Source organism: Mesorhizobium sp. M0051 (assembly GCF_040323235.1).
Lineage (GTDB): Bacteria > Pseudomonadota > Alphaproteobacteria > Rhizobiales > Rhizobiaceae > Mesorhizobium.
Genome location: NZ_JAMYUT010000001.1, coordinates 111,952 through 124,452 on the forward strand (window position 1 = coordinate 111,952; position 12,501 = coordinate 124,452).

At 63.5% G+C, this 12,501-nt stretch carries 14 protein-coding genes; 5 read left to right on the forward strand and 9 right to left on the reverse strand.

Annotated elements, in window-relative coordinates; genetic code table 11:
* Window positions 1-15 precede the first annotated feature (15 nt).
* Window positions 16-684: a DUF1007 family protein gene (locus NKJ90_RS00525; RefSeq protein ID WP_023759767.1), complete on the forward strand. Its 669-nt coding sequence runs from the start codon at window positions 16-18 to the stop codon at window positions 682-684.
* Window positions 681-1,868 (forward strand): nickel/cobalt transporter, encoded by a 1,188-nt coding sequence (locus NKJ90_RS00530; RefSeq protein WP_023759766.1) that lies wholly within the window; start codon window positions 681-683, stop codon window positions 1,866-1,868. Before NKJ90_RS00525 ends, NKJ90_RS00530 begins: the two co-directional genes overlap by 4 nt.
* Before the next feature lie 24 nt (window positions 1,869-1,892).
* Here NKJ90_RS00530 and denD read toward each other — a convergent pair whose 3' ends face one another.
* The 4 genes from denD to NKJ90_RS00550 form a co-directional block, all read right to left on the reverse strand.
* Entirely contained in the window at window positions 1,893-2,870 is a 978-nt protein-coding gene (gene denD, locus NKJ90_RS00535; RefSeq protein ID WP_023759765.1) for a D-erythronate dehydrogenase, read from the reverse strand.
* A 16-nt stretch (window positions 2,871-2,886) separates the two neighbouring features.
* Window positions 2,887-3,099 carry a hypothetical protein gene (locus tag NKJ90_RS00540; protein ID WP_023759764.1) on the reverse strand — a complete coding sequence of 71 codons (213 nt, stop codon included), beginning with the start codon at window positions 3,097-3,099 and terminating at the stop codon, window positions 2,887-2,889.
* Window positions 3,100-3,177: 78 nt separating this feature from the next.
* The gene (locus NKJ90_RS00545) at window positions 3,178-4,149 is read right to left on the reverse strand and encodes a cation diffusion facilitator family transporter (protein WP_023759763.1); all 972 of its coding nucleotides are present in this window, start codon (window positions 4,147-4,149) and stop codon (window positions 3,178-3,180) included.
* 26 nt (window positions 4,150-4,175) lie between these two features.
* Complete coding sequence (locus tag NKJ90_RS00550) at window positions 4,176-4,862, reverse strand: GNAT family N-acetyltransferase (protein ID WP_023759762.1); 687 nt, start codon at window positions 4,860-4,862, stop codon at window positions 4,176-4,178.
* 83 nt (window positions 4,863-4,945) lie between these two features.
* Between NKJ90_RS00550 and NKJ90_RS00555 the strand changes: the two genes are divergently transcribed.
* Window positions 4,946-6,130, forward strand: coding sequence for a pyridoxal phosphate-dependent aminotransferase (locus NKJ90_RS00555; RefSeq protein WP_023759761.1), 1,185 nt, complete (start codon window positions 4,946-4,948; stop codon window positions 6,128-6,130).
* A 58-nt stretch (window positions 6,131-6,188) separates the two neighbouring features.
* Window positions 6,189-6,563: a YciI family protein gene (locus NKJ90_RS00560; protein ID WP_023759760.1), complete on the forward strand. Its 375-nt coding sequence runs from the start codon at window positions 6,189-6,191 to the stop codon at window positions 6,561-6,563.
* On the opposite strand, the gene NKJ90_RS00565 is transcribed toward NKJ90_RS00560, so the two are convergent.
* The 4 genes from NKJ90_RS00565 to trhO form a co-directional block, all read right to left on the reverse strand.
* Window positions 6,564-7,319 carry an SDR family oxidoreductase gene (locus NKJ90_RS00565; protein ID WP_023759759.1) on the reverse strand — a complete coding sequence of 252 codons (756 nt, stop codon included), beginning with the start codon at window positions 7,317-7,319 and terminating at the stop codon, window positions 6,564-6,566. It abuts the gene before it with no gap.
* Between the two features lie 2 nt (window positions 7,320-7,321).
* Window positions 7,322-7,504, reverse strand: a complete 183-nt coding sequence (locus tag NKJ90_RS00570) for a hypothetical protein (protein ID WP_031260322.1) — start codon at window positions 7,502-7,504, stop codon at window positions 7,322-7,324.
* Between the two features lie 122 nt (window positions 7,505-7,626).
* Window positions 7,627-8,364, reverse strand: a complete 738-nt coding sequence (locus tag NKJ90_RS00575; RefSeq protein ID WP_023759758.1) for a tellurite resistance TerB family protein — start codon at window positions 8,362-8,364, stop codon at window positions 7,627-7,629.
* A gap of 120 nt (window positions 8,365-8,484) precedes the next feature.
* The gene (gene trhO, locus NKJ90_RS00580; RefSeq protein WP_023759757.1) at window positions 8,485-9,405 is read right to left on the reverse strand and encodes an oxygen-dependent tRNA uridine(34) hydroxylase TrhO; all 921 of its coding nucleotides are present in this window, start codon (window positions 9,403-9,405) and stop codon (window positions 8,485-8,487) included.
* 261 nt (window positions 9,406-9,666) lie between these two features.
* Between trhO and NKJ90_RS00585 the strand changes: the two genes are divergently transcribed.
* Complete coding sequence (locus NKJ90_RS00585) at window positions 9,667-10,305, forward strand: 2-dehydro-3-deoxy-phosphogluconate aldolase (protein WP_023759756.1); 639 nt, start codon at window positions 9,667-9,669, stop codon at window positions 10,303-10,305.
* A gap of 194 nt (window positions 10,306-10,499) precedes the next feature.
* Here NKJ90_RS00585 and mepK read toward each other — a convergent pair whose 3' ends face one another.
* Window positions 10,500-12,329 (reverse strand): peptidoglycan L,D-endopeptidase MepK, encoded by a 1,830-nt coding sequence (gene mepK, locus NKJ90_RS00590; protein ID WP_023759755.1) that lies wholly within the window; start codon window positions 12,327-12,329, stop codon window positions 10,500-10,502.
* Window positions 12,330-12,501: the final 172 nt, after the last annotated feature.

Here is a 12,501-nt window from a genome sequence, read left to right on the forward strand (position 1 = left end):
GAATCGCGACTGAGAATGCACCTGAAACGGCACGCAATCATGCTGGCTTCGGCCCTGGCGGCGACCTTTGCCGCCACCGGACCGGCTGAGGTGCACCCGCACGTCTTCGCCGAGGCCCGCCTGGACGTGATCCTCTCCCCGGATCACCAAAGTGTGAAAGCGCTGCGTCATCTCTGGCGCTTCGACGATCTCTTCTCCAGCACGGTGATGATGGAGTTCGACAAGAACTCCGACCTGAAGCTCGACGACAACGAGCTCAAGGAGGTCGCCGACACCGTCCATGCCTCGCTGGCCGAGTTCAATTACTTCCAGCTCGTCACCGTCGATGGCAAGGACGTGGCGATGACGCCACCGCCGCATCTGATGGCCAATTTCGACAACGACCAGTTGATCATCCTGTTCGAGTCCGAGCCGAAAGTGCCGATCAAGCTCAACGGCAAGATAGATATCGGCGTCTACGATCCGACATTCTACACCGCGATCGACTTCACCGACGATTCCAACATCACGGTTGAAGGCCTGCCGTCGAACTGCACCAGCAAGGTGATCCGTCCGGACCCGGACGAGGCCATCAAAGAAAACCAGAAGACCCTCACCGATGCCTTCTTCAACGATCCGACAGGCACCGACATGAGCAAGATCTTCGCCACAAAGCTCGAACTGACCTGTCAGCCAGAAGGATGAAGCCGGTGACGAAACCGTCCCTGCGTTTGGCATTCGGCCTGTTGGCCGCCACTGTCGTCATGATGCATCTCGCCAACTCCGCCCATGCCCAGAGTTCGCTCGGCATCGGCGTCAATGACGGCATCGCGCCCAGCACCGGCCCCTTCGCCCACATACTGATGTGGATCAATCTGCGGCAGCAGGAATTCTATCGCGCGCTGGCAACTGCAATGAAGGCGATGCGCCAGGACGGCAGCAAGATTTGGATACTCGTCGGCCTGTCCTTCGCCTACGGCATCTTCCACGCCGCCGGCCCGGGCCACGGCAAGGCGGTGATCTCGTCCTACATGGTCGCCAACGAAGTGGCGCTACGGCGCGGCATCCTGTTGTCCTTCGTCTCGGCGCTGCTGCAGGGCCTGACGGCGGTCGCGGTGATGGGGGTAGCCTATTTCGTCCTGCGCGGCACCTCCGTGACGATGACGGACGCCGCCTGGTTCATGGAGATCATGAGCTTTGTCTTCGTCACCCTGTTTGGCGCCTGGCTGCTGTGGCGCAAACTCGGCCCTGCCGTCCTGCGCATGTTTGGCAAAGGCCCCGCCTACAGCCTGTCGGCGGCGCACGCCGGCCATTCTCATGGTGGGCATTCGCATGCCGGTCATGCCGGTCACAGCCATTCGGCGCATGCCCATTCGCATGCGCTGCAGGTGCATCACGATCATGACCACATGCACGACCATTCCCACGATCATCACGACCACGGAACGCATGACCATGATCACGCCACCCACGATCATGCCCATCACGATCACGCGGCCGGCGAGGTCTGCGACACCTGTGGCCATTCGCACGCGCCCGACCCGGCGTTGCTGTCGGGCGACCGCTTTGACTGGCGCACCGCCTGGTCGGCGGTGGCGGCGGTCGGCATCCGCCCCTGTTCCGGCGCGCTGATCGTGCTCAGCTTCGCGCTTCTCAACGGACTTTGGCTCGGCGGCCTGCTGTCGGTGCTGGCGATGTCGCTGGGCACTGCCATCACCGTCTCGGCGCTGGCGACACTGGCGGTGACGGCAAAGAACTGGGCGGTGTATTTCGCCGGCGACGGCCGCATGGGCAACCGCATCCACTCGATCGTCGAGATCGGCGGCGCCGCCTTCGTGTTCCTGTTCGGACTGTTGCTTTTGTCGGCGAGCCTAGCGTCAGGCGGATGATATCCCCACCGTAGTGCTGCGGGTTTAACTCGCGATCTTGCCGCCGAGTTCATCCTCGATGTGAGCGCGGATGATCTCGTCAAAACTCTTTTCGGCGACAAAGCCGAGTTCCCTTGACCGCCGCGCCTCGAACCGGGTCGGCCAGCCCTTGACGATCGCCCAGATCGTCTCGTCCGGCTCCTCGCGGATCAGGCTTGCCACCTTCGGTCCGGCGATGCGTTCCAGCGCCTCGATCTGCTCGCCAACGGTGACGGCGACGCCCGGCATCGTCAGATTGCGGCGCGGCCCCACGGCAGCGCCATCGATCTCCGCCGCATGGATCAGGAAATTGACTGCCGAACGCGGGCTGGCGTGGGTGTGCACGACGGAGCGCGGCACCGGCAGGATCGCCTCGCGGCCGCTCAAGGGCTCGCGGATGATGCCAGAAAAGAAGCCTGACGCCGCCTTGTTCGGCTTGCCGGGCCGCACGCAGATGGTCGGCAGCCGGATGCCGATGCCATCGAAGAAGCCGCGCCTGGTATAGTCGGCCAGCAGCGCTTCGCTCATCTGCTTCTGGGTGCCGTAGGAGGTCAGTGGCGTCGGATGGAAGTCGTCCGGAATGACATCCGGGAACGGCGCGCCGAACACCGCGATCGACGAGGTGAAGACGACACGCGGTGCAAAGCCCGCCAGGCGAATGGCATCGAACAGCGCGCGCGTGCCATCGAGATTGACGCGGTAGCCGAGTTCGAAATTCGCCTCCGCCTCGCCGGATACGATACCGGCGAGATGGAAGACGACATCGGGGCGCGATGCGACCAGGCGCTCGGTGGCACCCGCCTCGGCAAGATCGCCGGTGTGGAAGGTGATGCTGACCCTATCCATGCTAGGTGCCTGCGGCGGCACGATATCGTGCAGGTCGAGCGCGGTGATCCTGCCGCCGCGCAGCGTGCCGTCCTTGGCCAGCCGGGCGATGAGCTTGCGGCCGACCATACCCGCGGCGCCGGTGATCAGAATGCGCATGTCGAAAATCCCTTGCCTATTTACCCTGGTTTTTGCGCTGGTTGCGGGCCCGCAGCCAGAACACCGAGAAGAACGCCAGCACGAAGACGATGGCAAAGGCGCCGGCCAGCACGGTCGAAAGGCTGCCGAGCGCCAGCATCATGGTCGGCAGATAGTAGGCGCCGATGCCGAACAGAAGCATGATCCACACCGCTGCGATGGCCGCATTCCTGGTGTCGCGATCCATCATGCCGCGTCCGGGCAGTGGGCGTTCATCAAGCTGGTTTTCAAGGTTTGGAACTCCTGAGGCAGGACCAATCGATCGGTCCTAGTGATGGTGGTCGTGATGCGCAGCCGCTTCATGCCCATGCTCGTGGCTATAGTCGGCGCACTGTCCGAATTCCGGTTCCACGGTGGCATGGCTGATGCCGTGCTCGCTGGCAAGCCGCTTCTTGACGGCGCTGACCGCCTGGTGCGCGTCGACGCCCTCGTCGAGACAGGCATGCAGCGTCGCCATGTTGCTGGTTCCGTCGAGCGACCAGACATGCATGTGATGCACTTCGCGGACGCCGGGGACCGTCGCTTCGATGTCCATGGCGATGAGATCGCGGTCGAGGCTGGGCGGCACCCCCTCGAGCAGGACATGGGCGGCTGCGCGCATCAGCGACCATGCCGTATACAGGATCAGCAGCGAGACCAGGACCGACAGGATCGGGTCTATCGGCGTCCAGCCGGTCGCCAGGATGACCAACGCGGCCGCGATGGCGGCGGCTGAGCCGAGCAGGTCGCCCAGCACATGCAGGATGGCGCCGCGCATGTTCAGGTTCTCGTGATCGCCGCCATGCAGCACCAGGAAGGACCCGATATTGACCAGCAGCCCGAGGGTCGCCACCACCAGCATCGGTCCGCCAAGCACCGGTGCCGGCGCCTGCAGCCGCCTCCAAGCCTCGTAGACGATCCAAAGCGCGATGACGAAGATGGCGATGCCGTTGGTATAGGCCACCAGCGTCTTGACCCGGCCGAAGCCATAGGTGAGGCGCACGGTCGCCGGACGCCCCGCAAGATGAAACGCATACCAGGCAAGGCCGAGCGCGATCGAATCGGCGAGCATGTGGCCGGCATCGGCCAACAATGCCAGTGAGCCGGTAAGGATGCCGCCGAGCGCTTCGGCGACCATGAAGCCGCCAGTCAGGCAGGCCGCGGTAAGCACGCGTTTCTTGTCGGTCGAGCCAGGCACATGACCGGGCGCATGATCGTGCCCAATGTGATCGTGCCCGCTGTGATCGTGGATGTGGGCCAATGGCAACTCCCGTTACGCGCCTGATCTCACGCACCGAACTGCACGCGAAAATCCTCAAGCCGTCGCTTCTGCTGGCCGTCGCCATCGAAATTGGCCGGATCGAGCCACGCTTCATAGGCCTTGCGCAAGGCCGGCCACTCCTTGTCGATGATCGAATACCATGCCGTATCGCGGTTTTCACCCTTGACGATGAGATGCTGGCGGAAAATGCCTTCAAACTTGAAGCCGAACCGTTCTGCCGCCCGCTTAGATGGCTCGTTGTGGTTGTTGCATTTCCATTCGTAGCGGCGATAGCCAAGCTCGTCGAAGATGTATTTCATGAACAGGAACTGCGCTTCGGTCGCTCCCGGCTTGCGCGAGATGAGTGGCCCCCAGTAGATGTTGCCGATTTCGATGACGCCGTAGGCTGGATCGATGCGCATCAGCGTCTGGCGTCCGGCGACCTTGTCGCTGGCCTTGTCGATAACCGCGAAGAACAGCGGATCTTCACTGGCCTCCACCTTGTCCAGCCATGGCTGGAAGGCGGCACGGGTCTCCGGCGGATAGTCGGGCAGCCAGGCGAAGCGCCCATCGACATCGGATACGGACGACGCTTCATAGAGACCGTCGCCGTGTTTTGCAGCGCTCAGCGGTTCAAGCCGGACATACCGGCCGTCGATGGCCTTTCGTTCGGGCCGCGGGCGCGGTTGCCAGTCTTTGAGATTTTCCGACACCGAAAGCTCCAATCCGTTTGACTTTTGCGGCCTGAGGCTCACAAAAACGCGACCCAACAGTAAGAACCACACGGACGGGAAAAATGCTCCACACGATTTCGGCCTTCGACCGTCTCGGCGAGGAAAACGCCTTTGCCGTGCTCGCGAGGGCCACAGCACTGGCCCAACAAGGCCGCGACATCGTCAATCTCGGCATCGGCCAGCCCGACTTCAAGACGCCGCAGCACATCGTCGAGGCGGCGATCAAGGCGCTGCGCGACGGCCATCACGGCTACACGCCGGCCAATGGCCTTTTGGCGACGCGCGAGGCGGTGGTGCGGCGCACGCTGACCACCACCGGCGTAGAGGTGTCGCCCGAAGCGGTGATGATCCTGCCCGGCGGCAAGCCGACCATGTTCGCCGCGATCCTGATGTTCGGCGAGCCTGGCGCCGAGATCCTCTATCCCGATCCCGGCTTTCCGATCTATCGCTCTATGATCGAGTTCACCGGCGCGGCACCTATTCCAGTGCCGATGCGCGAGGAAAACGGCTTTGCCTTCTCCGCAGAGGAAACGCTGGCGCTGATCACCTCCAAGACCAGGCTGTTGATCCTCAATTCGCCCGCGAATCCGACCGGCGGCGTCACGCCGCGCGCCGAGATCGAGAAACTGGTCAAGGGTCTGGAGGCACATCCCCAGGTTGCCATCCTCTCCGACGAGATCTACGACGTCATGACCTATGACGGCGAGACGCATTGCTCGCTGCTTGGCTTCCCCGGGATCCGCGATCGGCTGATCGTGCTCAATGGCTGGTCGAAGACCTGGGCGATGACAGGCTGGCGCATGGGCTGGTCGATCTGGCCGAATGGCGACAAGGGCGCTCACCTCTACGACAAGGTGCGCAAGCTAGCGGTCAATTGCTGGTCCTGCGTCAACGCGCCGAGCCAGTTTGCCGGCATCGCGGCCATCGACGGCCCGCAGGACGACGTCGACAAGATGATGCGCGCCTTCGACCGCCGCAGGAAGATCGTGGTTGACGGATTGAACGCCCTGCCTGACATATCCTGCATCACGCCCAAGGGAGCGTTCTACGCCTTCCCCAACGTCTCGAAGACCGGCTGGAAAGCAAAGAAGCTTGCTTCGGCCCTGCTCGACGAGGCCGGCGTGGCATTGATTGGCGGCCCCGATTTCGGCATTCTCGGCGAAGGCTATATCAGGCTCTCCTACGCCAACTCCGAGGAGAACATCTTGCGGGCACTGGAGCGGATCGGAGCGTTCCTGGCCAAGTGAGGCTGTCGGGCCTTGCGACCGGCGCTGGATGTTTGCAATCACGACAGAAGGTGACTCGATGTTTTACGCCATCCTCGCCTACCATGTGGAAGGAGCCATCACCGCGCTGACGCCGGAGCAGGACGCGGCATTGATGGCCGACCTGCTCGAAATCAACGATCGGCTTTACCGGGAAGGCAATCTTGGCCCATCGGCGCGGCTTGGGGCGACCCAGTCGGCCTGCACCTTGCGTGGACCGGGCGATGGAACCATTTTTGACGGGCCGTTCGCCGAGACGAAGGAACAGCTTCTCGGTCTCTATGTGGTCGACTGCGGGACACGTGACGATGCGATCGTTATCGCCCGCGACCTGCGCCGCGTTAATCCGACCGCCGTCTACGAAATCCGTCCAATCGCGCTCTACCTGCCGGGCGTGCCATTGGCCGGGAAATAACTACCCACGCCCGACGAACGGCATCTTGGTCGCCATCACCGTCATGAACAGCACATTGGCGTCGAGCGGCAGGCTGGCCATGTGGACAACGGCGTCGGCAACGTGCTGAACGTCCATCACCGCTTCGGCAGCGATAGAGCCGTTGGCCTGTGGCACGCCGACCGTCATCGGCTGCGCCATGTCGGTCAGTGCGTTGCCGATGTCGATCTGGCCGCAGGCAATGTCGTAGGGCCTTCCGTCGAGCGCCAGCGTCTTGGTCAGCCCGGTGATGGCATGCTTGGTCGCGGTATAAGGCACGGAGCCCGGGCGCGGCGCGTAGGCCGACACCGAGCCATTGTTGATGATGCGGCCGCCCATCGGCCGCTGCTTGCGCATGGCGCCAAAGGCGGCGCGAGCGCACAAGAATGAACCGGTGAGATTGACGCCGACGATATCGTTCCACACCTCGACCGGGATCTCGTCGATGGGCGTCGATTTGTAGCCCATGCCGGCATTGTTGAAGAGCAGGTCGACGCGGCCGAAGGCCGCCGCCACCGTCTCGAACAGATCGTCGACCTCGCCGGCCTTGCTGATATCGCAGGCAACCGCCAATGCCTTGGCATCGGTGCGGCCAGCCTCGGCGACCGCGGCATCCAGCACCGGCTTGCGGCGCCCGCAAAACACCGTGTTCCAGCCGGCCTTGAGCAGCGCCGTAGCGACGCTCTTGCCGATGCCGGTGCCGGCGCCGGTGACGATGGCGGTTCTTTTTACGGTCATGGCTATTGTCCTCCGAAGCGACGCGCGCGCGCGCTATTTTCCGGGTTTGCGCACGAAGCAAAGGGATCGCAAATGACGGCGGCGATGGCAAGCCGAAGCACAAAGCATGATCCGAAAATTGGGATCCGATTTTGCTCGAGATCATGCTCGGGCGAGCAGATCGTGCCGACAAAAAGGGCGGTCATTGGCGACCGCCCTGATCTGGACCGGGCTTGGGAGGAGGAAAGCCGATCCAACTGGTTAGAATGATGCGCTTGCTGGGTTAACGAAAGGTTAACGCCAGACAAGCCGCCTGTGCCGTTTTGGCCTACCAGCGCGGATTGGGTGAAGTTCCGGCCTTGGCCGGCACCTTGGCTGCCGAAACTGTCGCCTCGACATGATCGACCAGCGCATCCGGCAGGCCAAGCCGGCCGGCCAGCAGGTCGAGGTAGCCGCGCTCGGCGCGTGTGTCGGGATCGATGGTCAGGCGCGATGCCGTGTAGAGTTCGAGCTTCTGCGCATCGGTCTGGGCGCCTGCCACCAGCGCGTCGAGGTCGAGCGGGCTCGCCAGCTCCGCCATCAGGAATTTTTCGGCGTCGGAGCCGATGCCCGAAAGACTGAGCTTGCCGGCGATCTTCTGGCGCTCGTCATCGTCGACATGGCCGTCGGCCTTTGCTGCCGAGATCATCGCCCGCACCAGCGTCAGCGTGAATTCGTCCTCGCCTTGCGGCGCCTGCGACGGGTGGAAGGCGGTGTCCTTGGGCGGCGGCAGCAATTCAGGTTCGCCGCCTGCCGGCGCCTCGGCCGGAGCATTGCCGGCCTTGTAGTTCTGGTAAGCCTTGTAGGCGAGCCCGCCGATCGCGGCCAATCCACCGAGCTTCACCGCGGTACCCGTCACCTGGCGGCCGGCACCGGTTCCGAGCAGCACTGCAGCGAGCGCTCCAGCGGCCAGCGGATTGTCCTTGGCCATCTGCACGGCCTGGCCCGCCTTGTCGCGAACGGTGCCACTGGTGCCCGGGATTTGCGAGCCGAGCAGATCGTCGAGAAGCTTCTTGGGATCGAACATTCAGTGCCTCCAGGATTGCCCGGCCGAACGGGCAGGTTTCGAACGTCGAAGACGTAGGTCCCGGATCCTTGCATTACAATGACAAACCGTCGCCTTGCGGCTGTCGATAACAGAGCCAAACTAGGATCCGATGTGCGGATCCCTGCCCCGCGCCTGCGCAAGCTCGACTTGCCGCTGACGCTCGGCATAGCGCTGGCGGTCCTCGTCCGAACGCGCATCGAAGCAATGCGGGCACGAAACACCGGCGGCAAATTTGGGCGATGTCAGGTCGTTCGGCGTCAGCGGATGGCGGCAGGCGCGGCAGAGTTCCGCCTCGCCCTCGGCGAGGCCGTGCGACACAGAAACGCGCTCGTCGAAGACGAAGCACTCGCCTTGCCAGAGGCTCTGTTCGGACGGAACCTCCTCGAGGTATTTGAGGATGCCACCCTTGAGGTGGAACACGTCCTCGAAGCCGAGCGATTTGACGTAGGCGGTCGCCTTTTCGCAGCGTATGCCGCCTGTGCAGAACATCGCGACCTTGCGGCCTTCGAACTCCGCCCGGTGTGCTTCCACCCAGGCCGGAAACTCGCGAAAGCTGGCGGTAGCAGGGTCGATTGCGCCCTTGAAGGTGCCGATCGATACCTCATAGGCGTTGCGCGTGTCGATGATGACAGTGTCGGGCTCGGAAATCAGCGCATTCCAGTCGGCAGGCGCGACATAGGTGCCGGCGCTCGTCGCCGGATCGATATCGGCGATGCCCATGGTGACGATCTCGCGCTTCAGCCGCACCTTCATGCGATGAAACGGCATTTCCGCGGCTACGCTGTATTTGACCTCGAGGCCGGCGAGCCCTTCGACGGCTTCGAGATAATCGATCAGTTCGCCGATCGCCGTTTCGCTGCCGGCCACGGTGCCGTTGATACCCTCATGCGCCAGAAGCAGTGTGCCCTTGATGCCGCGCCCGCAACAGAAGGCAGCGAGCGGCGCGCGCAACTCCTCGAAGGCGTCGAGCCGGGCAAACCGGTAGAGCGCCGCAACGCGAAAGGGTTGAAGTGATGTCATGGCCGAAGCCACTAAACGCTCCCGCAAGCCGATTCAAGGCAGCGCCGGAATCCAGCCAAGTATCGGGGCCGCGCGTGACATCGCGACACGCTTCGTTTCATGGACAGAAAAACACCCGTCTGCTAATCGGTTGAATTGCCCTCAAGCGCGTCGCGCCGAAACCAATTCATACGTCGCGCTTTAGGTCTTTGTTTTATGGATGTCGTTTTCCCAAAGCCGGGATCCCTTTGGGGCGACATGCGCTAGGATACGGAGAGACAGATGCCCAGCAAGACCGAAAACCTCCTGTCGCTCCTAAACGGCCAGCCGGTCATCCCGGTGCTGAAGATCGCCAATGTCGCTGATGCCGTGCCCTTGGCCCGCGCCCTGGCACGCGGCGGCCTGCCGGCGATCGAGATCACGCTGAGGACCGCCGACGCGCTTGAGGCGATCCGGCGGGTGGCTGGTGAGGTCGAGGAAGCCATCGTTGGCGCCGGCACCATTCTCGATGTCAGGCAGTTCGAAAAGGCAGCGAGCGCAGGCTCGCGATTCATCGTCAGCCCCGGCATCACCCGCGAGCTTCTGGCGGCAGCAAGCGACAGCGCTGTTCCGCTGCTACCCGGCGCCATCACGCCCGGCGAGATCATGGCCGCACGGGAAGCCGGCTTGCGCTTTCTCAAATTCTTCCCGGCTGAGCAGTCGGGCGGCATCGCCTCACTGAAGGCCCTCGCCTCGCCGCTTGCCGATGTGAAATTCTGCCCGACCGGCGGCATCACCGGCAAGAACGCAGCCGATTATCTCAGCCTGCCCAATGTCATCTGCGTCGGCGGCTCCTGGGTGGCCCCGGACGATATGGTCAAGGCCGGCAAGTGGGACGAGATCGAAGCCCTGGCGCGTGCGGCAAGCAAGCTGGCGAAGTAAGGCCTTCGTCGCCGCATGAAAACCCGGCCGGCTTCCGTCGACCGGGTTGCCTGATGCGAGCAGGATCCGTCGCAGGTTTTGAGCCGTCCGCGATCACCGCGATGTCAGACCGGGGTGATCGGCCGATGGCAGGCGGTCTCGCAGCAAAAAGCAGCGCAGGTTGCCCGGCGCGGCTTTGTGGATTGGCTGGTCGCTTACTTGGTCTGGAAGCGGGCGACCGAGAGGAACTTGACGGCATTGCCGGTGAAGCGGTTGGCATCGGCCATCTGGTTGTCCTGCTGGAAGCCGGCCGTATAGACCTCGCTCGGCGCCGTGTGCACGATGCTGTAGGCATAGCCCGGCGCCGTCGTCGCGCTCGAAACGGTGGCGACATGCTCGCCGCTGGTCAGCGCCCAGCGGGCGGCCTGCGGTGCGGCGGCAACCACCATGGCCTTGGGGCCCGGCTTCAGGTCTCGCGCGGTGGCTCTCGATTCCTTGCGGGTGGTTTTCACGCCGGCGCCGATCGCGGCGGCCGGATCGGAGCCGGCCGGGCGGGCAACGACAGCCTCGCGCGGCGATGCGGCATCATTACCCGAAGGATCGTTGAAGGCCGAACGCGGCTCGGACTCGGACAATGAAGCAACTTGGTATTCGCCGGCCGCGCCGACCTGGGCATTGGCCTCGTCGAGAACGGCCTTGACCGCGTCCGGCCGGGCCATCTCGGGGCGCGCCGTCGGCAGCACCGAGAACGCGTCGGTCGCGGTCTTGCTGTGCTCAGCCGTATCGGCCAACGCCATCAGCACAGTCTTGCTGGGCGACGCAGCCAGAGCGGCTGGCAGAGAAGCGTCGGGGCGCCATGTCGGCAACGGTATGTTGTTGACGGCAATCTGGGCCGGATCAGCCGAAGCCGTTGCATCGGCCATGCCGAATGGAACGGTAGCAGGCGCATGTGCGGTCGCTACGGCCTGCTCGGTGGTGGCTGTCGCATCCGCCATCCCAAACGGAACATTTTCAGGCGGCTGAGCGCCGACATCGGCCTTCGGCCGCGGTGCGAAATCAGGCAACGGAACGCTGCGTGCAGGCAATGCCGCTATGATCGTCTCCGGCGTGTCCTGTTCAGGCTCGGGGGCCTGCTCCTCGGTCACCTGCGGAATCTCGGCGCGCTGCGCGTTCTCCGGCGCCACGATGGCGATGCCTGGCAGGTTGCTGGTCTTTGCCGCCTCGGCCGGCTTCAGGTTTCTCGCCTTGGGCGGAGGTGCAGCCGAAGCGGTTTCGACATCGGCGCTGTCGTCGGCCTCGTCGTCGCCGCCGCCAAAAAAGGCCGACAGGAACCCGCCTGATTTCTTGCCGCTGCCACCAGCGCTGGCCAACTCGATGGCCGGCGAGCCCGAACCCTTGCGCGCCTTGTAGGAGGCGAGTGCCTGCTCAAAGCCGGGCAGCGGCCTGCCGTCGCTCGGCACATGCAGTGTCTTGCCATTGGGGAACAGGCTGACCAGTTCCTGGCGGCTGATGCCGGGCCAATGGCGCACATTGCCGACATCCATATGGACGAACGGCGAACCGGAAGACGGATAGTAGCCGACGCCGCCGCCCTGCATCTTGAGACCGATATTGCGCAGCTTCTTCAGCGGCACGCCGGGAATGTAGAAGTCCATCGCCTTGCCGAGCATGTGCTGGCTCTTCTCGGCGACGCCCCGGCTGCGGCTGCGCAGCATTGAGTTCGTCGACGGCGAGCGATAGCCGCAGACGACCTGGATATAGTCCGTGGCGCCGGCTTCCCGGTACGCTTCCCAGACCAGATCGAGCAGACGCGGATCCATCTTGGTCGGCTCGTTGCGACGCCAATCGCGCAGAATGATGTTGATCTTCCTGAGACCCTCCGGGACGTAGCGGCCGTTGCGCTTGTAGACGATCTCGGCCTTCTCGTGTGTGTGGAGGTGATAGAGCTTCAGCGAACGTGTTTCGGCGCTGGCTCCGGTCGCAGCCGCGGCAACAAAACCAAGTGCAACAATCAATGCCGCCAGCCACTTCGGCCAGACGTTCACTTGATGGTGCCGCCCGTTTGTGTGTCGTTCGATTCTGTTCAAATCAAAAGGCCCTGCAGGCTGCCGTTTGTCCCCGGATTTGCCCAAACGGATGTGTCGCGATCACATCCGAATATCGATCCTAATGGTTAATCATCGCTTATTGAAGTCGAAATGCGGTAACACAGTGGCG